Here is a 23,949-nt window from a genome sequence, read left to right on the forward strand (position 1 = left end):
CTGTTAAATTATTTTCCGCCTTCCAGATCACTCTCGATCAGGCTGACGGATACCATCGTCGATACGCCCTTCTCCTGCATGGTGATACCGTAGAGACGGTCACACCCGAGCATGGTTCCCCGTCGGTGAGTGATGACAATAAACTGTGTGTGTTCCGTTAGCTTGTGCAAATACCCCGCAAAACGGTCTACGTTCGAATCATCCAGCGCCGCCTCAATCTCGTCCAGAAGACAGAAGGGCGACGGTTTCAGATTCTGAATTGCAAAGAGCAGCGCAATGGCGGTAAGGGCTTTCTCTCCGCCCGACAGCTGCATCATATTCTGCAGTTTTTTGCCCGGCGGCTGGGAAATGATGCCGATCCCGGCTTCCAGCACATCCACGCCTTCCTCCAGCTTCAGCGCCGCCGAACCGCCGCCGAAGAGTTCCCGGAACACCGTGTTAAACTCCCGGGCGATCTCCTGGAACTTCTCGGTAAACTGGCGCTTCATGCCCTGATCGAGTTCGTCGATGATCCGGCGAAGCGCGGCCTCGCTGGCTTCCAGATCCGCATGCTGCTTCTCCATGAATTCAAAGCGCTCGGAAACTTCTTTGTATTCCTCGATCGCATTCACGCTGACCTGACCCAGTCCCTTGATCCGGCTCCGCAGATCCGCAGTCTCTTTTTTCATATCCGGCACCGAATCCAGCGATTCGTCGCGGAACTGCTCGGCACCCGCATATTCCAGTTCATACTCGGAACGGATATACTCGGCACGGCCTTCGATCTTTTCCTCCAGTTTTTCCTTCTGATTGTCCAGACGGACAAGATCGCGGTCCAGAAGATTCATGCGCTCGGTGAGTTTTTCCTGCTCGTCGAAGTAAGCCCTGGATTTTGCCGCCTCTTCGGCGCGTCTTGCCCGGGTCTGCTCCGCCTTCTGTTTTTCGGCATCGCGTTTACCGGTCTCCTCTTCAATCCGAAGATCGATGCTGCGGATTTCCGCTTCTTTTTCCCGAATCCGGTCTTCGCGTCCGTTGTTCCGCTCATGGAGCTCTTCTGTTTCTTCCAGAAGCCCCCGGATCTCCTGTTCGAGACGTTCCTTTGTCTCCCGTGCGAATCCGCTCTTCTGGCGGAATCCCTCCACTTCGAGGTTGACATTGGCCTGTGCCTCTTCGGCCTCCGCCATCTTTGCGCGGAGTTCTTCCAGTTCGTCGGTGAGGTCGGACGAGCGCTCTGCCATATCCGCATTGTCATTCTCAATGCGCTCGAGATCTTCTTCCGCCTGACTGCGCTGTGCTTTCAGCTCGGTCATGCGGGCTTTCGCCTGCTCGATCTGTGCGCTCAGGTTGTCGGCATTTTCCCGGCTCTCATCCCGGCGCCGCTCCGCCTGCTGAAGTTCCATCTCGACCTGACTGCGGTCAAGAAGCGCTTTCTGAATTGCGTCATTGTTCTCGGAGCGGAGACGCTGATCAGCCATATGCTTTTCCTCGATCCGCAGAATCTCCGACTGATTCTTCTCAACCTCCTCGAGAGCGCGGTCCTTCTGCTCCCCGAGTTCATCGATCTCCCTCTTTCGTCCGAGGAGATTGCTGTTGTTCTTAAACGCACCGCCGGTAAGGGATCCGCCCGCATTCAAAAGTTCTCCCTCGAGCGTGACGATCCGGAGTGCATAATGATACTTCCGGTTCAGCGCAATCGCATGGTCAATGGTGTCGGCCACCACAGTCCTTCCGAGAAGGTAATCCATGATTCCCCGGAATTCCTGTTCCGTCTTCACCAGATCGCTCGCAAGGCCCAGAACCCCCTCCTCCGAGAGTGCGGATTTCTGCGGGAACTCGCCCCTTCCCTTCATGCTGGTCTCCGGAAGGAACGTCGCGCGTCCGGCCCGGTTCTGCTTCAGGAAATTGATCAGGCGTTTCGCCGTATCTTCATTGTCTGTGACAATGTTCTGGATAGTTCCGCCGAGAGCCGTCTCAATCGCCGTCTCATAGCGTCTGTCGGTTGAAATGAGATCTGCCACAACGCCCTTGATTCCGGGAATCCGGGACTTCTGCTCCATGACACGGCGGATACTGTTGCCGTATCCTTCATAGCGCTCCGCAAGGTTGCGCAGCGACTCCAGTCTTGTCTGGGCAATGTGATAATTTCTCTGTGCTTCACTCAGCGCATCGTTCGCCGAAGCAATCGCCTGTTCTTCCTGTGCGATCCTCTCACGGATCTTTTCACTCTCCGCGCGGAGAGAAGAGATTGCTGCATCCTTCCGGGCAAGTTCTGCCTTTTTCGCATCGATTTCTTCATTGCCGGCGGTCATATCGCTCTCGAGACGCATCTGGTTTCCGACCAGTTCTGCCCGGCGGGCATCCGTCTCTTCATACTGCGTGCGGTATTTCTCAATATCCGCGGCAATTCCGGATTTCTTTTCCAGCGAAGCCATGATCGCATCGCGGATGCGTCCGATCTCCGTTTCTTTCTCTGCGGCTTCCCGGCGCGTTTGCGTGAGGATACCGGCGGAGTCTTCGCCCTTTTCCCTGGCTTCCTCCGCCCGCTTCATCCACTCTTCAATCTGCTCTTCGGCGGTCTTTTTCTGATCTTCTTTCCTTGCGATATCTTCGGCGATCGCCTGAAGCCGTTCATTGACGTGCTCCGCACCGGCCTTTTCGCTGTTGATCTTTTCGCCGAGGACTCCCTTTTTTCCGGTGAGAGTCTGAATCTCCAGCTCGGCCGCTGCCGCCGCCTCATCCGCCTCACGGATCGCCGCATCCAGTTCCTCCACCAGGACTGTCAGCTGTTCGTGCGCGCCTTTCTTCTCTTCCGACTCCCGTCTGACCGTATCGAGATCATTCTGGACAATCTTCGCGCGGTCCAGTGACTCCGTCAGCTGTTCGCGGAGTGACTTCGTCTCCAGAAGAAACAGATTGATATCCAGCTTCTTCAGGTGATCGCGGAGTTCCAGATATTCCTTTGCCTTTTCCGCCTGAATCTTCAGCGGCCCCACCCGGTGTTCGAGTTCTGCCAGAATATCATTGATGCGGACGAGGTTCTGCTGCTCATCATCCAGCTTTTTCTGGGCTTCCGCCTTTCTTCGTTTAAACTTGACGATTCCTGCCGCCTCATCAAACAGTTCACGCCGTTCCTCCGGCCGTCCCGAGAGAATCCTCTCGATCTGACCCTGTCCGATAATCGAATATCCCTCTTTACCGATACCCGTATCATAGAACAGCTCATTGATATCTTTCAGTCTGCAGGCGGAGCCGTTGATCTTGTACTCACTCTCACCGGAGCGGTACAGTCTTCGGGATACCGTCACCTCGTCAAAATCGATCGGAAGTACGTGATCGGTATTGTCAAGAGTGATCGCGACATAGGCAAACCCCTGCGGTCTTCTCATTTCCGTTCCCGCAAAGATGACATCCTGCATGGAGCCGCCGCGGAGCGACTTCGCACTCTGTTCACCGAGAACCCAGCGCATGGCATCCGCGACATTGCTCTTTCCGGAACCGTTCGGTCCGACAATTCCCGTAACTCCGTTATGAAACTCAAACAGAATCCGGTTGGCAAATGACTTAAATCCCTGAATCTCTATGCTTTTCAGATACATGATCCCTGTTCCTTCTTCAGACACAGAATTCCTTCATAGGCAGCACGCTGTTCCGCGGCTTTCTTTGTTCTTCCCTTTCCGCGTCCGATCTCCCGGCCGTTGATGGATGCCGCAACCTCAAAACTCTTGTTGTGATCCGGTCCTTCTTCCGCAAGGAGCACGTAGCTGAGTTCGCCGATACCGCTTCCCTGAACGATCTCCTGAAGATTGGTCTTGCTGTCAAAAAACAGCTTTTTGTGCTCCATGTCATTCATGATGAATTTTAGGATAAATGTCTTCGCGCTCTCAAATCCGCTGTCCAGATAAATTGCGCCGATCAGCGATTCGAGGGCATCGGAAACCACGGAATTCCTCGTCCGTCCGCCGGTGGCATCTTCGCCTTTGCCGAGATGGAGATAGCGTCCGAGATCAAACTGCTCCGCACAGTATGCAAGCGTCGGCTCGCAGACCATACTGGCTCTCGTCTTCGTCAGATCTCCCTCCGGCATATCCGGAAACCGGTGAAAGAGAAAATCACTGGAGACAACCTCTAGAACCGAATCTCCGAGAAACTCCAGCCGCTCATTGCAGCCGAGGTGGCCGAGATGCTTTTCATTTGCGTAGGAACTGTGTGTCAGAGCCTGTGTCAGAAGCGATTTGGTCCGGAAGGTGTATCCGATCCGCTCTTCCAGCTCTCTCTCCATTGCGTTCATTCTTATCCTCCATGTTGAGCGCGCAACCCGAAGGCGGACGACTCCTGCGCATATGTCCGCCGGACACCTGTCCCTGTGACCGACTGACATACAGGCAGGCAGATTCTTCTCTCCGCCATGCTCCGGTACCGCGCTGTGTAAAAAAAAGTAACGGTGGTATCGATATAAATCACGGAATTCCGAAAAAATCCCATGATAGTATGAAAGCCCGCCACCGGCGGGCCTTCCATACTGAAATGTATGAGTTCCGGATCAGTTTCCGGAAACTTCCTGACGGATGCGCTCTTCCGCATCACCGACTGTCGAAATCTTCTCTGCCTCTTCCACCGGGATCTCAATCTCAAATTCATCTTCGATTCCCATAATGATCTGTGCAAGATCAAGAGAGTCTGCGCCGAGATCATCCGCGAAGCGGGTATCTCTTGTGATCTCATCCGGATCGATACTCATAACTTCAGAAATAATTTTAACCAGCTTTTCAAATTCCATGAAAGCTCCTCCTCAGGTCTCACCTGTCTTGAAATATATAATGTATACAGGATCCGCATATTGCATCCCCTGAACCATGCAATTTCAGCCGTTTCCGGCTCCTCTGTTCCATACGCTTTCCGCGTTTACTTCTTTTCGGCTTTCTCGCGATGACTGTTTTTCTGCTTATTCCGCGTTTACCGCTATTTCGCTTATTCCGCGTTTACCGTTCTCTGTTTTTCGCGATGACAGCTTTTTGGCGTTTGCAGCTTTCCAGCTTTTTCGCGCCACAGTTATTCGGTTTATTCCGCGTTTACCGCTTTCTCGGCTTCTTCTGCGGCATTCAGTGCTTCCTGAATCTTCTCGTTGATCCTCTGTTCCGTAAAAGTGATGCACTGCAGGATCGTATTGTGCACTTCGACCGCTTTCGCGCTGCCGTGTGTCTTGACCACAAGGCCCTTGCATCCGAGAAGCGGAGCGCCGCCGTACTCGGTCACATCAAAAGCCTTCATCGACTTTTTCAGCGCCGGTTTCGCCATCAGGGCACCGATCTTTGAGATAAGAGTTGACATCAGCCCCTTCTTGATCATATGAATCAGTGTTGATCCCAGTCCCTCATACAGCTTCAGAATCACATTTCCGGTAAATGCTTCCGTCACAATGACATCCGCCGCACCGTGCGGGATCTCACGGGCTTCGATATTGCCCACAAAATTGATATCCTTACACGCCTTCAGAAGCGGATATGTCTCTTTGGCGAGCGCATTTCCCTTTTCTTCCTCCACCCCGATGTTTACGAGTCCGACGCGCGGATTCTCCACCCCGATGACATTCTTCATGTAAATGGAACCCATGCGGGCAAACTGAACCAGATTGGAAGCCTTCGCATCCACATTCGCACCGCAGTCAATCAGAAGTGAAATTCCGTTCTCCGTCGGAATCAGCGGAGCCAGCGGCGGTCTCTCCACGCCCTTGATCCGGCCGACAATCAGCATTCCGCCTGCAAGGATGGCACCGGAACTTCCGGCGGAGCAGAACGCATCGGCTTCCCCGTTCTTGACAAGGTTCATGCCGACGACAATGGATGAATCCTTCTTCTTCCGAAGTGCATTGACCGGATGTTCTCCCGTCTCAATCACCTCTTCGGCATGGACAATATCCACCAGAGACGGATCTCCGCCCTGCCGTCTGATCTCATCGCGGATCACCTGCTCCCGGCCGATCAGAACAACACGGATGTCATTCCTTTCCCTGGCAGCGCTCAGAGCACCTTTTATAATCTCGCCCGGGGCATTGTCTCCTCCCATGGCGTCAACCGCAACTCTAATCATAATCTGATAACTCCTTTTCGGCACGAATGCCGTTTTTGTTCGATCGCGCTTCCGATTCGGCACGGATGCCGTTCTTGTTCGATCGCGCTTCCGATTCGGCACGGACTGCCGTTTTGTTCGATCGCACTTCCGATCGTAAAATCAGTTATTACTATACTAAAGATTGGATTTGAAATCAACAAGATAGAAATGTTCTGATCCGTTCCAGTTCATTCTGTGCATCGAACCGGCCAAGATCATAGATTTCCTGCAGTTTCACCGGGTCCGCTTCCACCCGTCCGATGCGGAGAGGTCGGCTCGGGCGGATCAGGCAGATCTCCCCTTTTTCCGCCATTTTCTCAATATCCTGTACTTCGCGGTTATAATGCGCAAAACGCAGGCGGAGCTGTTTTGCAAATTCCGGATATCTCCGGTAGAAGTTTCCCGGAAGCCACCACGCACCGGCTTTTTTCCGGTATCCCTGATCGCGGGTGAGCACCACCACGTTCCGGGCAAAACCCAGCCGGCGGAACGCCCGCACGGGAATCGAATCTGTGCATCCGCCATCCATATACTTCTGACCGTTCCACTCCACCGGCCTCGAGATGTAGGGCAATGTCGCCGACGCGCGGAGAACATCGATTCCCTCGTGCAGATCCTCGACCCGGATCAGCTCGGATTTCCCCGTTTCCATGTTGCTGCACCCGCAGTAGAACTCCATGGGGTTCTTCCGGAACGCCTCGTAGTCAAACGGATCCAGTTTGTCCGGCAGCTCATGGTAGCTGAAATCCACGCCGACGAAATCCCCGGTCAGGAAGAAATTCCGCATACTCATAAAGCGCTTGTCCTGACCAAAGCGTTTATAATACCGAATGCTCCGCCCGTTCTGTCCGGATGCGAAAGAGGTTCCCATGATCGCGCCCGCCGAGACACCGACCAGACCGTCAAAAGTGATCCCGTTCTCCATCAGCACATCGAGGACGCCGGCAGTATACATGCCGCGCATTCCGCCGCCTTCCAGTACGATTCCGTTTTTTGTCTTCTTCTCTTCCATGATCCGATGTCCTTTCTGCATTGATGCGATTCCTTCTGCAATAATATAATATTTTGAACTAATTTTCCACTCGAAGGAATCCTGCTGCAGGTACACCCCGCGGAGCGTTTATTATGTCAAAAGGACTTGTGAAACGCTTTTCTTTGACATAATGAAAGGACCCCCGGTGCGCACCAGGGGTCCCTTTATTGATCTTCGCGAAGAATTGATATTCGTTAATTAGTCCTCGACTCTAACGATCTCTTTCTTGTTGTAAGTACCGCAAGCCTTGCAGACTCTGTGCGGCATCATAAGAGCTCCGCACTTCGGGCATTTAACCAGAGTAGATGCTTTCATCTTCCAGTTAGCTCTGCGACGATCTCTTCTTCCCTTAGAAGACTTGTTCTTCGGACAGATAGACATGACTACACCTCCTTTTTCGAAAAACACTGTTGTTGATTATAGCTACTATAAAACAGTTTGTCAACAAAAATCTGTGAGGGATTACCCGTTTTTTGCTCCATCGGAAGTTTGAAACACCGCTTCCAATGGAACAGAAAACCGCGCAGACCCGGAAACCGGATCCGCGCGGAAAAATCACGTTATCCTGCTTTCACAGAGATTACTTTACCAGTGCCAGGGTATCTCTTGCGATTGCAAGCTCCTCATTGGTCGGAACGAGAAGAAGCTTAACCTTGGAAGCGTCGGTGGAGATGATTCTCTCCTCGCCGCGTACATTGTTCTTCTCCTTGTCAAGCTCAGCGCCGAGATATGTGAGATGTGCGCAGACATTCTCTCTCATCTCGATGTTGTTCTCACCGATACCTGCGGTAAATGCGATCGCATCAACACCGTTCATCGCTGCAGCGTATGCGCCGATGTACTTGATTACTCTGTAATCGAATACGTCAAGAGCAAGCTGTGCTCTCTTGTTGCCCTTTGCAGCAGCATCGCCGAGGTCACGGCCGTCGCTGGATACGCCGGAGATTCCGAGCATACCGGACTTCTTGTTCAGAACGTTGTTCATACCCTCGAGATCAAGTCCTTCCTTCTTGCCGACGAACTCGATGATAGCCGGATCGATGTCTCCGGAACGGGTACCCATTACAAAACCCTCCAGCGGAGTAAGGCCCATGGAAGTATCAACAGACTTGCCGTGATCAACCGCGCAGATGGAAGCGCCGTTGCCGAGGTGGCAAACGATGATCTTCAGATCTTCCGGCTTCTTTCCGAGCATCTTGGCAGCCTCTGCAGATACGAATCTGTGAGATGTTCCGTGGAAACCGTATCTTCTTACCTGATACTTCTCATAGTACTCGTGCGGAAGGCCGTATGTGTAAGCAACCTCCGGCATGGTCTGATGGAAAGCGGTATCAAATACAGCAACGTTCGGAACGCCCGGCATAAGCTTCTGGCAGGTACGGATACCGATCAGGTTTGCCGGGTTGTGAAGCGGAGCAAGATCGTTGCACTCTTCGATTGCCTTCATCGCTGCGTCATCGATCAGGCAGGAAGCGGTGAACTTCTCTCCGCCGTGAACGACACGGTGACCTACCGCATTGATCTCTGCAAGGCTCTTGACAACGCCGGTCTTCTCACCGGTCAGTGCAGCAAGAACAGCAGAAATTGCCTCGTTGTGTGTCGGCATTGCGATCTCAGACTTCTCCTTCTCGCCGCCTGCCGGCTGATAGGTCAGAACACCGTCGATACCGATTCTCTCGCAAAGACCCTTTGCCAGAACTTCCTCGGAATCGGAGTTGATCAGCTGATACTTCAGGGAAGAGCTTCCGCAGTTGATAACAAGAATATTCATTTTTTTACCTCGCTGTGCGTTAATATGCCCGCGCAGGAAGGAGCCTGCGCGGGACGTTATTTATGAAAAAAGATTTTCACGAAACCCTTTTTCGATTTCACTAATAAATGATGGAAGCAACGGAACCGCGCTCCTTAATTACTTCGCCATCTGTGCCTGAACTGCTGTCATGGCAACAACGCCGACGATATCGTCTGCAAAGCAGCCTCTGGACAGATCGTTAACCGGCATGGACAGACCCTGAAGAACCGGGCCGTATGCATTTGCCTTTGCCAGTCTCTGAACCAGCTTGTAACCGATGTTTCCTGCCTCGAGGGACGGGAATACCAGAGTATTTGCCTTGCCGGCAACCGGAGACTCCGGAGCCTTCAGTGCAGCTACAGTCGGATCAAGAGCGGCATCGAGCTGAAGCTCACCGTCGAGAGCAACCTCCGGGAACTTCTCGTGAGCGATCTTAACGCCTTCCTGAACCTTGGTTACATCATCATGCTTTGCGCTTCCGTAGGAAGAGTAGGAAAGCATTGCAACCTTCGGCTCTGCGCCGATAAAGCTCTTGAAGGACTCAGCGGAAAGACCTGCGATCTCAGCAAGCTTTGCGCCGTCGAAGTCGGTGTTAACTGCGCAGTCAGCAAATACGAAGCGGCCGTTCTCACCGTATTCACAGTTCGGAACCTCGACAACGAAGAAACCGGATACGGAAGAGATTCCCGGTTTTGTCTTCAGAAGCTGCAGTGCCGGTCTGATGGTGTTACCGGTGGAGTGGCATGCGCCGGATACAACGCCGTCCGCATCGCCGCACTTGCACATAAGGCAAGCATAGTACATGTAATCAGCCATCATCTGCTTCTCAGCATCTTCCGGTGTAAGACCCTTCTTTGCTCTGAGCTCGCAGAACTTGTCGATATATTTCTGTCTATTCGGATCAGTTGCCGGATCGATTACGGTGATACCGTTGGTATCATAATCCTTTCCATGCTCTGCAGCCTGCTCCGGTGTAGCAAGAATGACGATATTTGCAACGCCTTCCTTAACGATCTTAACAGCTGCCTCCCAGGTTCTGTGATCCATGTACTCCGGAAGAACGATCGTCTTCTTGTCAGCCTTTGCTTTTGCAATCATCTCATCAATAAATGCCATTGTAGTCAAACTCCTTTCGCGAGTGTGAAAATTTTTCCTGATCTATTATATACCGCAAAAATACAACGTACAAGGCTAAAACGTAAGAAAAAAGAAAGACATTTATTTAACAGGTCCAAAAAATATCCGGTGTTTTCACCGTTTTTCCGGTGTTCCGCGCCCGCCGTTCGCCTCTCTTCCCCCCTTCCGGGCCGTTTCCGTCCGCCTGTCCGGATCCGCGGAAATGTTGACATTACGGGATTTCGCCACGTATAGTAGAGTCATCATTGAAAATGATCCCTTCCCACGGCAAAGGAACGGTCTCTACGGCCGTGCCGGAAGGATCTTTTTCGCCGAAATTTTTCATTTGAACTGAAAAAAATACATTCCGGAGGAACTTCCATGAAGATTACAGGCATCATCGCCGAATACAATCCCTTCCACGCGGGGCACGCTTATCAGATCGCCGAGGCAAGACGGCGGTCCGATGCAGATGCTGTCTGTGTCATCCTGAGTCCGTCCTGGGTTCAGCGCGGGGAGCCGGCGGTCTTTCGCCGCAGTGCGCGCGTAGAAATGGCACTCGCCGGCGGCGCGGACATTGTCCTTGAGATGCCGGCTCCGTTTGCGACTGCGGCCGCGCCGGACTTTGCCTTCTGGGGCACCTCTGTCCTCACCGGAATCGGCTGCGACGCGCTCTCTTTCGGATGTGAAAATGATGACGCCGCGCTTCTTCAGACGGCAGCCCGGATTCTTGCAGAAGAGCCGGAACCGTTCGGCACGCTTCTGCGGGAAGGCCTGAAAAAGGGCCTCTCCTACCCTGCGGCACGTGAAGCTGCTTTTTCCGGATATCTGTCCGGGGCGGCTACGTCGGGAACAAAAGATCTGTCCTCCGGATCGCCGTGTTCCGGACGCCTGCACCGGCTGCTCTCCGAATCCAACAATATTCTGGCGCTTGAGTACTGTGCCTCGCTCGCCCGTCAGAACCGAAACACAGAGATCATCCCGATTCGCCGTCTCGGGGCTTCCTATAATGAGACCGTTCTTCCGGATTTTTCAGGAGAAGTCGGCGCTCTGTCTCCGGACGGAAATGCGCCCTTTGTCTCTGCCATGGCGATCCGGAACCGTCTGAAGGAATCTCCAACGGCTCCGTCGGAAGTCCTTCGCCGCTTCGTTCCGGAGGAAGTTTTTTCACGGATGGAACGGGAAACACCCCTCTTCCCGGAGGACTTTTCCGATCTTCTCCAGTACGCGATTCTCCGGTCGGACCGGGATTCTCTCCTCTCGATCAGTGATGTCGGCGAAGAAATCGCCGGGCGGATCCATTCCGCCTCGCCGGACTTCCGCTCTTTCCACGACTGGATTGATCTACTGAAAGTCCGTCAGTTTACATATACCCGGATCTCCCGCGCTCTGACCCACATTCTCCTCGGAATCCGTACCGCTGAAATCATGAACTGGAAAGAACGTCCGGATACCGGATATGCCAGAATTCTCGGTTTCCGCCGGGAAGCCTCCCCGGTGCTCCGCGAACTGAAAAAACGGACTTCCATTCCGATAATCACCAGACCGGCAGACTGCTTCCGAACACTTTCGCCGGCGGCACGTTCCCTCTTTGAGAAGAATACCGCCTGCGAGCACATTTACCGGACGGTACTGACATCAAAAAATCGCGCCGCCGGAATACCGGAAGCGCGATTTGAAAATGAATACCGGATCGGGCCGGTCATTTATGATTCCACCGGAAATGGCATCTTGGGCTGATCCGGAGAGTTCCGTCATGAGAAACCCGGACACTGACCGAAATCTGCGCGCCCCCCTGCAGGCTTCTGGCGTTCAGAACTCACAGATGATATACCTTCAAGCCTGCGGATCTCCGTGTCCCATGCAGGCATCCGGCGTTCAGGACTCACAAACGACAATGCACCTCAGATCTCAAACTTTTCAACGACGGTGTCGTCGACAAACGGTCCCTTGAGTTCTCCGATTCTCGCAAAATGGGGCTGTGTTCCATGCACTGCGAGCGCTTCGGCATCCCGCCACTTTTCAACGAGAAGAATTTCATCGCAGCCATCCGCCGGGAAGTAATAATCGTATTTGATGTTTCCGTCCTCCGCGCGGCATGCTGCCCCGATGCCTTCCGCATCAATCGCTTCCAGGAACTTCTTGCCCATCCCGGGTTTGCATTTGTAGGTCACGTTCAGAATGATCATCTTCTTCTCACCTTTCCTTTGTCGCACCACCCCCGACGGAATTCCGCGGCGGCGTTCTCCGGTCTCTTTCAATTTATCATCTTATCGCCGCCGGATTACTCTGATCATCATCAGAACAGTCCAGCTAAAAATCGCATCATACGGTCTGACTCTCATCAGCGCTCGAATTTAAAATAAACGATCACCGACTCGTGATCCCGGTGAATCCAGACAGCATTGTCGTCGCCCTCATCCGCAGCAAGCTCGCAGATCTCATATCGCCCGTACTCGTGACCGGCCTCGCCTTTTTTCCCGTGCTCCGCGCTGCTGCCGAAATCACCTTTCTGGAAAGAGCACACCGCATCGATGATCTTCTGAATGCTGTCGCCTTCAAAGAAAACTTCGCGGATTCCGCGGGACAGATACACATTATCGCCATTGATCATGCCGTAAAGCGCGGTTCCGGTTCTTCTTTTCTTCACATATTCTTTTACTTCGTTGAAATCCTTCATTCTGTACTCCTCCCGGTCATCTTATTTCGCCAGAAACCGGATTGATACATGTGTATCCCGGCCTGCTCCTCTTCCTGTCGGATCCCCCATCCGGCCGATGTGCGGTTTCTGTCTTTCTTTCTTCATCATACCGCGAAGAAGCATTTTAAGCCAGCAAAATCTCCGTCTCACCGGCGCCGGAATCTTCTTCGTCTCCGGCGTCGGGCTGACCGGATTCGCCGGTATCGGAATTCTCTTCGTCTCCGGCGTCGGACTGGCCGGATTCAACGATGTCGGAATTCTCTTCGTCTCCGGCGTCCGTCTGACCGGATTCGACGATGTCGGAATCTTCGAGCGTTTCACGGCAGTCGCCAACGCCTCACCGGTGCGTAGGATCTGACGAGTCAGCCGCGCAAATGAAACGACGGCGCCTGCAGAACCGTCTGCAAACGCCGCCATCACTTCATCTTCTTACAATATCTGCAGCAACATTCATCGATATCCGCCGCGATATCCGGAACCGTCAGTTCTTAAACGAATGGATCGGTGCCGGGATACGGCCCTTCCGGCTGATAAACTGCTCACAGCTGAACCTGTTGACTGGAATGATCGGTGCATAGCCGAGAAGGCCTCCGAACTCCGCCTGCTCTCCGACTTTCTTGCCGATAACCGGAATCAGCCGGACTGCCGTGGTCTTCTGGTTGACCATACCGATGGCCGCCTCATCCGCGATCACGCCGGAGATCGTCGCCGCACTGGTATCCCCCGGGACCGCGATCATATCAAGGCCCACCGAGCATACGCAGGTCATGGCCTCCAGCTTCTCGATTGTCAGCGCACCGCGGCTGACCGCATTGATCATCCCCTGATCCTCGCTGACCGGAATGAACGCGCCGCTGAGACCGCCCACATACGAGCAGGCCATGATGCCGCCCTTCTTCACCTGGTCATTCAGCATTGCCAGCGCTGCCGTCGTTCCCGGAGCACCGGTGGATTCCAGACCGATCTCCTCCAGAATATCCGACACGCTGTCGCCGATGGCCGGTGTCGGAGCAAGGGAGAGGTCAATGATGCCGAAGGGAACGCCGAGACGCTTCGACGCCTCCTGCGCAACAAGCTGTCCCACGCGGGTGATCTTAAACGCTGTCTTCTTGATGGTCTCGCACAGTTCCTCAAAGCCGCAGTCCCGCATCTCCGGTGTGCCGAGAACCGCCTTCATAACGCCCGGGCCGCTGACGCCGACATTGATGATATCATCCGCCTCGGTCACGCCGTGGAACGCGCCCGCCATGAACGGATTGTCGTCCGGCGCATTGCAGAAGATCACCAGCTTTGCACAGCCGAGAGAATCATTATCCTTCGTCAGCTCGGCGGTCTGCTTGACAATCTGTCCCATCAGACGGACTGCATCCATATTGATGCCGGTCTTGGTGGAGCCCACATTGACGCTGGAACATACAAAATCCGTGGTCGCAAGCGCCTGGGGGATGGAGCGGATCAGAAGTTCTTCCGCCGGTGTCATTCCCTTGTTGACCAGAGCGGAGTAACCGCCGATGAAATTGATGCCGATGGCCTTTGCCGCGCGGTCAAGAGTCTTTGCGATGGTCACAAAGTCCTCCGGCGTATGGCAGGCCGCTGCGCCGACCAGAGCAATGGGCGTCACGGACACCCTCTTATTCACGATCGGAATTCCAAATTCTCTGGAGATCTCCTCTCCGGTCTGCACCAGTTTTCCGGCACGGTTCAGAATCTTGTTGTAGATCTTCTCATTCAGTCGGTCGAGATCACTGTCCGCACAGTCCAGGAGACTGATGCCCATCGTGATGGTGCGCACATCCAGTGTCTCGCCGGAGATCATATTGTTGGTCTCCATGACTTCCTGCATACTAATCATATCTGTTTCCTCTTTTTGCTGTAAAATCAGTCCACTCGTTATTATACGTTATCGCACATCAAAGTCACTCATCAAAGACGGTGCATGCTGGTGAAGATCTCTTCTCTCTGGCACAGGATGCGGACGCCGATCTCCTCTCCGATGGCCGCCAGATCCGCAGCCATATCGTCAAACGATTTGTTCATCTTGGAGATATCTACGATCATCATCATATTAAAATATTTCTGCAGGATCGTCTGCGTGATGTCCAGAATGTTAATGTTGTTCTCCGCGAGATAATTGCAGGTCTTTGCAACGATGCCCACTTTGTCTTCGCCTACGATCGTGATAATGATCTTGTTCATAGATTTCCTCCTGTTCTGATGCCGGAACCGGGCCGGCAGGCCGTGTTGATTATATGGTAACGACTTCGCTCATCGCGTCGCGGGTAGCAACGGTGATGTCAAAGTCCTTACTGTTGTAGGAATTGTCGCTCTCGTCGATCTCGAGTTTTACGGTCTCATAGGCCAGCTCCGGGTAATTGTTTTCCTTGGAGAGATGTCCGAGGAAAATGTGTTTGATCCCGTCATTTAAGATCTCCGAGATCAGTCTTCCGCTGTTTTCATTGGACAGATGGCCGAAATCGCCGAGAATACGGCGTTTGAGAGGATACGGATAAGGTCCCGCCTCCAGCATGCGGACATCGTGGTTGGCCTCGATCAGCGCCGCGTCCAGATTCCGCAGATGGTCCACGATATACGGGCTGTAGTGTCCCATATCCGTTGCCACCGCAACGGATTTGCTGCCGCAGGAAATCCGGTAGGCCATGGGCTCCGCCGCGTCGTGATCAATGGAAAACGGCAGAATATCCAGATCTCCGATCCGGACATCCGCATCCGCCCCCACCTCGTGGTAGAGTTCCGCATCCACGCGATCCAGCGATTTCATCTGTTTCATCGCGCGGACGGTTCCCGGCGCCGAGTAGATCGGGACGGAATATTTCTTCGACAGAATATTGAGTCCGGAGATATGATCCGAATGCTCATGTGTCACAAAAATGGCAGTCAGGTCTGCCGGGGAAAGACCGAGCTCTTTTAAGCCGAGCTCGATGCGTTTATTGCTGATGCCTGCGTCCACCAGGACATGCGTGTCGTCTGAACCGACGTAGGTGCAGTTTCCGTTGGATCCGCTGGCGATGGATACCATTCTCATCGTTTTGTTCTCTCTTCCATTATCGTCCGGAGCTGTGCCCGTACGTCTTCTTCTGTACCGCTGTTGTCAATCACACGGTCTGCCTGCTTCGCATATTCCTCATCCGTGAACTGATTTCCAATCATCGCCCGGCATTTTTCTTCGCTGTATCCGCGGCTTTCCATGAGTCTTTTGATGCGGATTTCCGGATCGGTCCGGACATACCAGACCTCATCGAAAAAGCGTTTTCTGGCATCCGCGTCAAAGACAGCGGCCTCGGTAATGACAAGGTCTGCCCCGGAAGCGGACATTTTCTCATCGATCACCTTCCAGGTCATCGGATGGATCAGCCTGTCAATCGTCTTTTTCGCCTCCGGATCCCGGAAGATCCGTGCGGCCAGCTTCGGACGGTCAATGGTGCCGTCCGCGGAAAGATACTCCGTGCCGAAGGTACGGACAACCGCATCGTATCCGGCCTCTCCCGGTTCCATGAGTCGCCTGGCCTCGTCATCCGCCAGAATGATCTCTGCACCGTATTCTGTTTTCAGAATCGAGAGCACCGTGCTTTTCCCGGCACCGACGCCCCCGATCAGATATATTTTGCTCATATTGTGCTATTGTACTCCATTTCAAAGCAGAATAATATGCTATTATTTCATGATGCTTATATCTCATTTGAAAGTCCTTATTTTATGCGGTTCTGTGCTTCTTATGTTCGACCGAGTGCCACAACGAGTGCCACAGAATATCATCCCGCATGAAGTTTTAAAGAACTTTCAAAGCATTTGCCACGAGATTGATTTCAACAAACCTGGCGCAATACGTGCCATTCGATTGCTGATAGATCCCTTCACCAAGCTCCTTTCCTTTGAGATCTTTTCCCATCCGAACCTCCTTACATAAAAAAGAAGCCCAGATAAGCTTGATAAATTATACACTAATCAGGGCCTCTTTTACAATGTGATTAAATCTTTCAAAGCGGTACATTTCCTATAAAAAGCCGCATTTACAATGGTTCCAGATCTCAATTCTGTCTGTTATATACTTTTCAAACTCCCTTCTCTTCACCAGCTTTTTCTTACCCACATACAACACAAAAGGACATCTTGGCATCTTCAGCATCGTCTCCAACCGGTTGATCCCGATATTGGAATACTCTGCTGCCTCCCGAATGGTCAATGTGACCTTCTCATAAATCGGAACCCTCTCCGGTTCCTTCTGCGTGTTCTGATTTGCAATCAACGTCATCTGGCTCCTCCCTTCGGTGCATGAAATACCGTTTTTCGTACCCGATGGGGACCCACATCACTTTCCTCTCGTTTCTTCCTCGCATGAAAATAGGCCGGTCACTTTTCACAGTAATCAACCTATATGTAACTTATTCTGTTTTAACCGAATGTCTGGCGCAGGCTTTCTGCCTGTGACTGACATCCGGTCCGCAAGTGATAGCCCCATCGGGGCGCAAGAGGGTGCAGCCCTCTTGTTTGGGATTTATCCCGCCTCTCTGAACTCTGATCCGAAGCGATCAGGAAGAGAGGAAAGCATCGCAGATCGCGCTGAATACCGATACGGTATAGAAGTGCGCCCTTAGTTCCTAAGGGGCTTATTTCCCTTTTCGCTGCAGTATTTCATTTGTTTTAAAATAATAGGCAACGAGGCGCGAAAGTTCTGATTGAGATTTTGGACCAGCAGGCAATTTTTTTGCCCATGATCTGCCCGGATGCAACATATCCCACGGGGACTGTACTTGTCCCTTACGTCCACTTCCGGGGTCATGGTTACCAAAACCATCAATGATTGAATTCCACACAGGCTTATATCGGGAAATCATAAGTGATTCAGCCAAAGGAATCCAAATATCATCTACAACAATGAATCGGCAAAAGAAATCATCTATATTTAAATCATTAACTTCCGTGATGGACTTTGCATGATCTCCGAGACGTTTTTGTAAAGCGGGTCCCTGATTTTCCCCCAAGCCAATTCCGCCTTTACGCGCACCCTGCGGTACAGCCTTTCCAACATAAATAGGGTACATACAATCATGGTCTTGATTGTATTCTGCTAGGGGCTTGTAGAGAGAATTGTCGCCAACATAGAAAATTGCATACACGCCTGCACCGATGAACGGTTCGGGAGGTAACTTTTGTTTTTCATTGCTCATTAGAACATTTGCGATACTGTTACCAATGTTCTCCTTGTCCAATGGATTATAGGGTTCAATGATAGGAATGTTCTTATCAGCAGCCATATTATAATCTCTCCAATTCTTCAACAACGGAATTCCCGACAATTTCTGCCAGCTTCACGGGTACTGCATTTCCAATTTGACGCATAGCTTCTCCCCAAGGTCCAGCAAAAATATATTCATCGTCAAAAGTCTGAATACGAGCGCTTTCTCTCACTGTGTAATATCTGATAGAGCCATCATCAAGAACTACCATGTTTTCTCCACCAGGTACACCATGAACCCCTGCCTTAATGGTTTTTGATGGTTCATCCAACACGCTGCCTGAATGTCCAGCATAACTTTTTGCCCCCGCACGGTACTCATGATTCGTATATTCTTTTCCATTATAATTTTCGGGTGACGGAAGATCAGCAATTGCGTCCCTTACCGTTCTCCATCGCTTCAGTTTGGGAGGATTGCTTCTTAAACGATTTAATTTTTGCTGAGTAATGCCACATTGAGGTTGTTCTAGCCCATGCTCTTTCCAATATGTCCCCGAAACCCATTTGTCATAAAGCAATGCGTCTTTTGAGCACAAAGGTTCAGGGAAAGCATAGCTCGTATGCAAATTTTTTCTAAATCCAACAATGATGACTCGAAAACGAGATTGTGGGACTCCGTAATCCGCTACATTCACGAGTCGGTATTGAATTGAATAGGTTTCGCCCTCGGGGATGTTTGTATCGTCCAAATTTTTGAGTTTCAGATAATGTTCACTCCATTCTTCTGATTCTCGAACAATTGTCGGGTATTGCAATTGGAGCAGAATATAATTGAAATAATCAGAAAATGCCGGACGTAACAGTCCTTTTACATTTTCAAATATAAATGCCTTGGGCAGTATTTCTCTAACAGCGCGGATAGCCTCCGGCCACATATCTCTAGCATCGTTATTTGCTTTAGCTTTGCCTCCAAGCGAAAAAGGCTGGCAAGGAGGTCCACCAGAAACGACATCAATGTTGCCACGATAACTTTTGTAATCCACAGATCGAACATCTATATTGAATACATTCCAATCTGAAACAAGATTAAATCCCCGGCTAATATTGGCATCAATATTATCACATGAGCACTTATCCCACTCAAAAAGGGCTTTATGATTCAAGCCAGCTTTTTGCAGACCTAAGGCGAGGCCTCCGGCTCCGCAAAATAATTCAATAGAGTCAATCATTATGATACCTCACAGAAGATAGTTCATCATTTGCAATCGCACGTAACTGGTCCTGCCGTTTTTTATACTCTTCAAGATAAGCTGAAATAGCTCTTTCAACAGCAATAGTTTTCGTTTGCCCTGCTTCTTCGCAAACGCGAGTCAGTTCATCATAGATGAATGAGTCAATGCAAACATTGAGATATGTGCCGTTCTTTTTAGGCCTTGCCATAAACTATGCTCCCTTCCATAAAGCCACGATTTACTACATAATACCATCTATCACCACTGTTTTCAATTATATGTTAGTAAAATCTTAAATGTCTTCCTGGCCTTCTCACCGGCGGCCTTTCTCCGCTCTTCAGAGTAAGGCGCTGTCAGTCGGACGCTCAATATAGCCTTGCTGATCTCATAAGTTTCGCTGCCTTCCTTTGTTGATGCCGTTTGCTTACAGAGAGAAGGGTATCGTTTTGGCATAGTCGGCCAGCTTCCGTTTCAGGCCGGAGTTGAACAATTATCTTGCACCCAACAGGTGTCTTCATAATAATAAAAGCGCCTCTTTGAGGCGCTTAATTGTTTGTTTTAATTACAATAGCCAATAAAAAATATAGACATATTACCATTATCAACAAAACATCTATCGTACTAGCACAAAGAAATGCAAATACTAAGACTGACCAATGTTGAACAATTGTAAAAAGGATCACCATCGCTAATGCAAGCCAGATATGAAAACAGCAACTCACAAAACATATCAGTATTGTTTTATAATGGCCTGTTCTGACGCCTGATTTTTCCGGATTCTATCATAAGTAGCGTATAGATCCGAAAGATCCATTCCCTCCACGAATGCGCTCAGAAGGCGAACCGAATCATTTGCCGGTATCATGTGTTCTAGTTCAAGCGGAAGCTTGATTTGATAATATACAGTGATTTTGCTATAATCACCCTGTAAAATGTTGGTTAGTCGCATAACTATATTTTACACCATCAGCCGGGCTCTTTGGATCCCGGCTGAATTCTTTTTACAGGAAAAGGGCCGACGCACTAACTTGAGTTAGTGCGCCAGCCCCTTTCGTGCAATCTGTAATTACATTATATCTTTCTAGTTTATAACTAATTCCTAATCTTTTCTATGATATTTTCCACCCTAGCTCAATACACTTCACGTTCCAAATAAAAATCTTTGTAGTTTCCCGCTCCGAATCATTTTTTTATAAAAAAACCATGCTATGTAAATTACAATACCGGTTATTATTTCTTTTACTCCCCAAATCAATGATTTGTCTTTAACCCATTGATTTCCAAAAAGTAATGAAGCAATTATGAAAATTGCACTTAGTACACTCTTCACATAAAAATCTTTAGAGTCATTCCTCTGTTTTTCATTTATCCAATCTCCAATTCTTCCGATTGGAACAGCAAGTAAAGGCATAAAAATACTCGCATCCTCAAAATTTGTAGTTATAAAAAAACCTAATCCAAAAACACCACCCAGTATCCACGGGAGTTTCTTATATTCCACATGATTATTTAACCATTTAAACACACCCTGTATTGGAGAATGAGTTCCAATAGCCATCAGTAAAAAGATAGCAAAATTTCCCATAACTTTAAGATCGTTTAAATAATTGTTTTCCGCATATTTAGAAAAAAACCATAGGCTAATCACTATAATTTCTACTATCCACCAAACATACTCATGAGACTTTTCTTCATTTTTTCCTTTATGACCATTCATCGTTTTCTCTCCAATCCAAATAAATGCTTTGATCATTTTTATATAATACAACAATATCGAGATAATAACTAATATGTTTGATTCTACAAAAAGATGTCGTCCATTGCCTCGTCCAGCGCAAGCCAACCAGTGTCCTGATTATTTCGAATAATGCCTTAGTATTCAACCTTGCGTATTATCCTCCAATATGTCTTTTTTTCCCGAATATGGGGTTATGTAGTGCCCTAAAAACAAGAAAAACCAAGGGGATTCTGTTTCTTCCGCATAATGCTTATGAGGATAATCTTTTTCGAAAGATATCGTACGCTGTTTCCCAAGACGACGTATATCTTATACTTCCGTTTCTATTGAATACCCTCTACAAATGTGATCACAGCCTCATCAGAAGGACAACTACTTCTCTATATGAATCAGTATTGATATCAACATCAATACCCCAAATTCCATAAACATTATTTCCCCAACATCGGGCCGAGTAATTGCTAAATATAAGAATATCATTTCAATGATAGCCATTTGTATAATGTGCCGTCTTCTCACAAAAAAACTCACACTCGCAAAAGCAAAACGTTATGAAAAATTTCATTCAAACGCCACAGCAAAACGTTGATCGCATTCCATAGATTTGCAGCTAATGGATAATCATTTCGCCAGAAAAACCGATATTCATAAGCAATCCCATGCCCCCTGCACCAGTTACTGAAATCCTTAAGAGAAATCTTAACGGTGCCAGATCTTACCATGCTCTCATAAGACTCAATCTGAAACCGATCTGAATCATTGTTCGCAAGTGTGATCAGCATAACATTTTTGAATATGAATGGTGTCGCAGTCTGCATTGTCTGTTACTCCTTTCCCTGTATACTGTATCTTCAGAATCTAAACCTTTTCAACCACCATCTCAGTAAGCGCCTGGCGTACATATTGCTCCGACGCAGCATCCGGTATGAGCCAGTCACTCACAAGATCTTCTGATAGAATCACTAGCATACGGTCATGAATAAATCGTATCTCCTTTTCTGCCTCTTTCGTGAGAATGACAAAAGATGGAAGTCCATCCTTTATCTGATATAAACCGCACAGCCAGGTAACATTCGATATCGGATGGATCACAGAGTAACATCTATCTTCTTACCAGATACTTATCCCATAGTTCTTCCCGCATCCTTCTGTGGTCTCTCTTTCCTCTGCCGTTCATGTATGCTTTCTCTTTTACTGTAAACACACTATCATCATCTGTTGTATTTATAATCTATTTTATACTGATTTATGTAATACGAAATACAGGATATACATATCTTTCAATGGTTTATATATCCAAATCGTCTAATATGAGCTTTCGAGCATCTCTACTTATCCGGTTCACGGCATTGTCCCTCCTCGTATTTTTCAAAACCATCGTCTTTATTTGAAGACGGTTTTCCTTTATTTACAGCTGACGGATGCCCTTACGTTTATTTTGATGTTTAAGCATACCATAAACGCTACTCATAAGTACTAATTTGAATTGTCTCTATGAGACAATTCAAATTAGCACTTATAAAACCGACACCCCTAAGTCCTATGCGGCACCCCTAAGAGGGCAATCGTTAATTTGTATCAAATTTTGCGTCTTGCTTTCGTAAAGTTTTCCATTATATGGCTCAATCATTTCCGCGATAAGCTTAACAATGCTCTTTGGTATATAGAATTCTCCCTTTCCTTCAGCAATCGCAAATTTGCTCAGGAAATACTCATACATTCTTCCGATAATATCGTTCTCTTTATCTTTTGTGGTATCGATCTTGTTGATCTCATCTAAAAGAGACGCCAGCTTAGTAGTATCAAGCTGTAATCTGGAATAGTAATTATCCGGCAAAGCTCCTTTTAAAATCGGATTGGTATTCTCGATAGTGTAGAGGGCTGTATCAATCTTGAGTGCAATATCATCCTGCTTTGCGTTTTCCATTACATACGACCATCTACTTTCGGGCGGCAAATAGAACACGTTATCTTTCGTGTAGAATGCAGTATTCTCAACGAATTTTTCGTGACCTTCTGCAATAATCTTTGCCTTCTGCTCTTCATATTTATCACTTGCAAACTTAAGGAAGAATAAGCTCAGCACAACATGCTTATACTCTGCAGACTCAACCGATCCTCTGAGTTTATCTGCCGCCTTCCATAAAGCCTCTTCCATCGACACTTCTTTTTTGCCTTAGCAGCCATAACAATATTCCCTTCTATTCGTTTCCAAGATAACGTGATTACTATTTCAATGATTAAACATCACAGAAAGACGCTATCTCTGCAATCTCGTCCAAGCAATGCTGAAATTCTCAGGAAAAATCTATCGAGATTTTCTCCATAATTGCACTTTATTTTCACTCATCACCTATAAGTATAGCGTTTATTGCGACAAATCACAATTTATCTGTAGTAGCTTTATGAATGTCAGAGGTAATCTTTCCTAATTATGCAAATATTATTGATGTAGTATGCTAATCAACTCCGTAACATCCTTCTCTCAATATCATCCACACCAAAAAGAAAAACAGCTGGCAGACTCTCTAATTCTGTCAGCTGTCTTTTCATCTTACTCTAAAAACTAATTAAATCTTCCATCAATGCCAGAAGTACGCATAATACTCGACCGTCGCCGGATGAATGCTGGCGTCACGCCCGGAATACATCGAAAATGGTGTCATGCCCTTTGCCGCAACATTATCAACAAAGGTCGCATCAATTGATATAGCTTTACCCGTCTCATCCCGGCCAAGAGCCAATACGTATGCACACTCAATGCTCTGTTCATTCGAATTCTTGATTTCACCCACATATCGTTCTGACTTATAATCAGCCCCAACAACCTCAAGCGGAACAAAAGGATCGATTGCATTCGCATTCTTGAGGTTATATTGCTGAAGCAGAAGGGCCTCAAAGTCGACCCTATCCAGTGTTTCATCAACTCCAAAAGCCTGAAAGCCATAGACCATCTCCTGTTCCAGATAAATCATGCTTAATGTCTGATCTTCCGTACCCAATACACTTCCATCCTTAGCTCTTGCTGTGATTCGATATGAAGGATATTCGATCGC

The 23,949-nt window shown here is 49.1% G+C and carries 25 protein-coding genes; 1 reads left to right on the plus strand and 24 read right to left on the minus strand.

The genetic code is table 11. The annotated features are described in order from the left end of the window. Positions 1-8: 8 nt before the first annotated feature. The 8 genes from smc to pta form a co-directional block, all read right to left on the minus strand. Positions 9-3,575 (minus strand): chromosome segregation protein SMC, encoded by a 3,567-nt coding sequence (smc, locus tag BR86_RS0107795; RefSeq protein ID WP_031472771.1) that lies wholly within the window; start codon positions 3,573-3,575, stop codon positions 9-11. Further along, a complete protein-coding gene (rnc, locus tag BR86_RS0107800) occupies positions 3,566-4,267 on the minus strand; it encodes a ribonuclease III (RefSeq protein ID WP_031472773.1) in 702 nt (233 codons plus the stop codon). Before rnc ends, smc begins: the two co-directional genes overlap by 10 nt. A 252-nt stretch (positions 4,268-4,519) precedes the next feature. Further along, positions 4,520-4,756 (minus strand): acyl carrier protein, encoded by a 237-nt coding sequence (gene acpP, locus BR86_RS0107810; protein WP_031472777.1) that lies wholly within the window; start codon positions 4,754-4,756, stop codon positions 4,520-4,522. Between the two features lie 281 nt (positions 4,757-5,037). Next, positions 5,038-6,066 (minus strand): phosphate acyltransferase PlsX, encoded by a 1,029-nt coding sequence (gene plsX, locus BR86_RS0107815; RefSeq protein ID WP_031472779.1) that lies wholly within the window; start codon positions 6,064-6,066, stop codon positions 5,038-5,040. Between the two features lie 175 nt (positions 6,067-6,241). Then, on the minus strand, positions 6,242-7,120 hold the full coding sequence (locus tag BR86_RS0107820) for a patatin-like phospholipase family protein (protein ID WP_051684675.1): 879 nt from the start codon (positions 7,118-7,120) through the stop codon (positions 6,242-6,244). A 198-nt stretch (positions 7,121-7,318) separates the two neighbouring features. After that, on the minus strand, positions 7,319-7,501 hold the full coding sequence (gene rpmF / locus BR86_RS0107825; protein WP_031472783.1) for a 50S ribosomal protein L32: 183 nt from the start codon (positions 7,499-7,501) through the stop codon (positions 7,319-7,321). 199 nt (positions 7,502-7,700) lie between these two features. Continuing rightward, a complete protein-coding gene (locus BR86_RS0107830; protein WP_031472785.1) occupies positions 7,701-8,891 on the minus strand; it encodes an acetate/propionate family kinase in 1,191 nt (396 codons plus the stop codon). Positions 8,892-9,029: 138 nt separating this feature from the next. Continuing rightward, positions 9,030-10,028 (minus strand): phosphate acetyltransferase, encoded by a 999-nt coding sequence (pta, locus tag BR86_RS0107835; RefSeq protein WP_031472787.1) that lies wholly within the window; start codon positions 10,026-10,028, stop codon positions 9,030-9,032. 381 nt (positions 10,029-10,409) lie between these two features. Here pta and BR86_RS0107845 point away from each other — a divergent pair, with 381 nt between their 5' ends. After that, positions 10,410-11,768, plus strand: a complete 1,359-nt coding sequence (locus BR86_RS0107845) for a tRNA(Met) cytidine acetate ligase (RefSeq protein WP_051684676.1) — start codon at positions 10,410-10,412, stop codon at positions 11,766-11,768. A 164-nt stretch (positions 11,769-11,932) separates the two neighbouring features. On the opposite strand, the gene BR86_RS0107850 is transcribed toward BR86_RS0107845, so the two are convergent. The 16 genes from BR86_RS0107850 to BR86_RS0107940 all read right to left on the minus strand — a co-directional run bounded on the left by BR86_RS0107850 (position 11,933) and on the right by BR86_RS0107940 (position 23,895). Continuing rightward, positions 11,933-12,217, minus strand: a complete 285-nt coding sequence (locus tag BR86_RS0107850) for a putative quinol monooxygenase (RefSeq protein WP_051684677.1) — start codon at positions 12,215-12,217, stop codon at positions 11,933-11,935. 155 nt (positions 12,218-12,372) lie between these two features. Then, positions 12,373-12,708, minus strand: coding sequence for a hypothetical protein (locus BR86_RS0107855; RefSeq protein WP_031472793.1), 336 nt, complete (start codon positions 12,706-12,708; stop codon positions 12,373-12,375). 21 nt (positions 12,709-12,729) lie between these two features. Next, entirely contained in the window at positions 12,730-13,146 is a 417-nt protein-coding gene (locus tag BR86_RS0107860) for a hypothetical protein (RefSeq protein ID WP_031472795.1), read from the minus strand. 64 nt (positions 13,147-13,210) lie between these two features. Continuing rightward, positions 13,211-14,581 (minus strand): PFL family protein, encoded by a 1,371-nt coding sequence (locus BR86_RS0107865; RefSeq protein ID WP_031472797.1) that lies wholly within the window; start codon positions 14,579-14,581, stop codon positions 13,211-13,213. Positions 14,582-14,652: 71 nt separating this feature from the next. Next, the gene (locus tag BR86_RS0107870) at positions 14,653-14,925 is read right to left on the minus strand and encodes an ACT domain-containing protein (RefSeq protein WP_031472799.1); all 273 of its coding nucleotides are present in this window, start codon (positions 14,923-14,925) and stop codon (positions 14,653-14,655) included. Between the two features lie 49 nt (positions 14,926-14,974). Continuing rightward, positions 14,975-15,772, minus strand: coding sequence for an MBL fold metallo-hydrolase (locus BR86_RS0107875; RefSeq protein ID WP_031472801.1), 798 nt, complete (start codon positions 15,770-15,772; stop codon positions 14,975-14,977). Next, positions 15,769-16,359 carry a dephospho-CoA kinase gene (coaE, locus tag BR86_RS0107880; RefSeq protein ID WP_031472803.1) on the minus strand — a complete coding sequence of 197 codons (591 nt, stop codon included), beginning with the start codon at positions 16,357-16,359 and terminating at the stop codon, positions 15,769-15,771. The genes BR86_RS0107875 and coaE overlap by 4 nt, the downstream gene beginning before the upstream one ends. Positions 16,360-16,741: 382 nt before the next feature. Then, positions 16,742-16,999, minus strand: coding sequence for an excisionase (locus BR86_RS0107890; RefSeq protein WP_051684678.1), 258 nt, complete (start codon positions 16,997-16,999; stop codon positions 16,742-16,744). Positions 17,000-17,354: 355 nt separating this feature from the next. Beyond that, positions 17,355-18,002 (minus strand): Eco29kI family restriction endonuclease, encoded by a 648-nt coding sequence (locus BR86_RS0107895; protein WP_031472807.1) that lies wholly within the window; start codon positions 18,000-18,002, stop codon positions 17,355-17,357. A gap of 1 nt (position 18,003) precedes the next feature. Next, positions 18,004-19,152 carry a DNA cytosine methyltransferase gene (locus tag BR86_RS0107900; protein ID WP_051684679.1) on the minus strand — a complete coding sequence of 383 codons (1,149 nt, stop codon included), beginning with the start codon at positions 19,150-19,152 and terminating at the stop codon, positions 18,004-18,006. Then, positions 19,145-19,363 carry a hypothetical protein gene (locus BR86_RS0107905; protein ID WP_031472811.1) on the minus strand — a complete coding sequence of 73 codons (219 nt, stop codon included), beginning with the start codon at positions 19,361-19,363 and terminating at the stop codon, positions 19,145-19,147. Before BR86_RS0107905 ends, BR86_RS0107900 begins: the two co-directional genes overlap by 8 nt. Positions 19,364-20,296: 933 nt before the next feature. Further along, on the minus strand, positions 20,297-20,872 hold the full coding sequence (locus BR86_RS0107915) for a hypothetical protein (protein WP_031472815.1): 576 nt from the start codon (positions 20,870-20,872) through the stop codon (positions 20,297-20,299). 548 nt (positions 20,873-21,420) lie between these two features. Next, positions 21,421-21,711 (minus strand): hypothetical protein, encoded by a 291-nt coding sequence (locus BR86_RS0107925; RefSeq protein ID WP_031472817.1) that lies wholly within the window; start codon positions 21,709-21,711, stop codon positions 21,421-21,423. Between the two features lie 40 nt (positions 21,712-21,751). Beyond that, positions 21,752-21,985 carry an SOS response-associated peptidase family protein gene (locus BR86_RS16665; RefSeq protein ID WP_031472819.1) on the minus strand — a complete coding sequence of 78 codons (234 nt, stop codon included), beginning with the start codon at positions 21,983-21,985 and terminating at the stop codon, positions 21,752-21,754. A 448-nt stretch (positions 21,986-22,433) separates the two neighbouring features. Further along, a complete protein-coding gene (locus BR86_RS0107935) occupies positions 22,434-23,051 on the minus strand; it encodes a type I restriction-modification system subunit M N-terminal domain-containing protein (protein ID WP_031472821.1) in 618 nt (205 codons plus the stop codon). Positions 23,052-23,475: 424 nt separating this feature from the next. Continuing rightward, positions 23,476-23,895, minus strand: a complete 420-nt coding sequence (locus tag BR86_RS0107940; protein WP_031472823.1) for a hypothetical protein — start codon at positions 23,893-23,895, stop codon at positions 23,476-23,478. Between the last annotated feature and the right edge of the window lie 54 nt (positions 23,896-23,949).

Origin of the sequence: [Clostridium] aminophilum DSM 10710, from assembly GCF_000711825.1 — a bacterium.
GTDB lineage: Bacteria > Bacillota > Clostridia > Lachnospirales > Lachnospiraceae > Clostridium_R > Clostridium_R aminophilum.

What these genes read in the sequence shown, in the direction of transcription:
- smc (WP_031472771.1), bottom strand. Translation starts at nt 3,575, where the DNA reads ATGTATCTGAAAAGCATAGAGATTCAGGGATTTAAGTCATTTGCCAAC.
- rnc (WP_031472773.1), bottom strand. Translation starts at nt 4,267, where the DNA reads ATGAACGCAATGGAGAGAGAGCTGGAAGAGCGGATCGGATACACCTTC.
- acpP (WP_031472777.1), bottom strand. Translation starts at nt 4,756, where the DNA reads ATGGAATTTGAAAAGCTGGTTAAAATTATTTCTGAAGTTATGAGTATC.
- plsX (WP_031472779.1), bottom strand. Translation starts at nt 6,066, where the DNA reads ATGATTAGAGTTGCGGTTGACGCCATGGGAGGAGACAATGCCCCGGGC.
- BR86_RS0107820 (WP_051684675.1), bottom strand. Translation starts at nt 7,120, where the DNA reads ATGCAGAAAGGACATCGGATCATGGAAGAGAAGAAGACAAAAAACGGA.
- rpmF (WP_031472783.1), bottom strand. Translation starts at nt 7,501, where the DNA reads ATGTCTATCTGTCCGAAGAACAAGTCTTCTAAGGGAAGAAGAGATCGT.
- BR86_RS0107830 (WP_031472785.1), bottom strand. Translation starts at nt 8,891, where the DNA reads ATGAATATTCTTGTTATCAACTGCGGAAGCTCTTCCCTGAAGTATCAG.
- pta (WP_031472787.1), bottom strand. Translation starts at nt 10,028, where the DNA reads ATGGCATTTATTGATGAGATGATTGCAAAAGCAAAGGCTGACAAGAAG.
- BR86_RS0107845 (WP_051684676.1), top strand. Translation starts at nt 10,410, where the DNA reads ATGAAGATTACAGGCATCATCGCCGAATACAATCCCTTCCACGCGGGG.
- BR86_RS0107850 (WP_051684677.1), bottom strand. Translation starts at nt 12,217, where the DNA reads ATGATCATTCTGAACGTGACCTACAAATGCAAACCCGGGATGGGCAAG.
- BR86_RS0107855 (WP_031472793.1), bottom strand. Translation starts at nt 12,708, where the DNA reads ATGAAGGATTTCAACGAAGTAAAAGAATATGTGAAGAAAAGAAGAACC.
- BR86_RS0107860 (WP_031472795.1), bottom strand. Translation starts at nt 13,146, where the DNA reads ATGGCGGCGTTTGCAGACGGTTCTGCAGGCGCCGTCGTTTCATTTGCG.
- BR86_RS0107865 (WP_031472797.1), bottom strand. Translation starts at nt 14,581, where the DNA reads ATGATTAGTATGCAGGAAGTCATGGAGACCAACAATATGATCTCCGGC.
- BR86_RS0107870 (WP_031472799.1), bottom strand. Translation starts at nt 14,925, where the DNA reads ATGAACAAGATCATTATCACGATCGTAGGCGAAGACAAAGTGGGCATC.
- BR86_RS0107875 (WP_031472801.1), bottom strand. Translation starts at nt 15,772, where the DNA reads ATGAGAATGGTATCCATCGCCAGCGGATCCAACGGAAACTGCACCTAC.
- coaE (WP_031472803.1), bottom strand. Translation starts at nt 16,359, where the DNA reads ATGAGCAAAATATATCTGATCGGGGGCGTCGGTGCCGGGAAAAGCACG.
- BR86_RS0107890 (WP_051684678.1), bottom strand. Translation starts at nt 16,999, where the DNA reads ATGACGTTGATTGCAAATCAGAACACGCAGAAGGAACCGGAGAGGGTT.
- BR86_RS0107895 (WP_031472807.1), bottom strand. Translation starts at nt 18,002, where the DNA reads ATGGCTGCTGATAAGAACATTCCTATCATTGAACCCTATAATCCATTG.
- BR86_RS0107900 (WP_051684679.1), bottom strand. Translation starts at nt 19,152, where the DNA reads ATGATTGACTCTATTGAATTATTTTGCGGAGCCGGAGGCCTCGCCTTA.
- BR86_RS0107905 (WP_031472811.1), bottom strand. Translation starts at nt 19,363, where the DNA reads ATGGCAAGGCCTAAAAAGAACGGCACATATCTCAATGTTTGCATTGAC.
- BR86_RS0107915 (WP_031472815.1), bottom strand. Translation starts at nt 20,872, where the DNA reads ATGAATGGTCATAAAGGAAAAAATGAAGAAAAGTCTCATGAGTATGTT.
- BR86_RS0107925 (WP_031472817.1), bottom strand. Translation starts at nt 21,711, where the DNA reads ATGCAGACTGCGACACCATTCATATTCAAAAATGTTATGCTGATCACA.
- BR86_RS0107935 (WP_031472821.1), bottom strand. Translation starts at nt 23,051, where the DNA reads ATGGAAGAGGCTTTATGGAAGGCGGCAGATAAACTCAGAGGATCGGTT.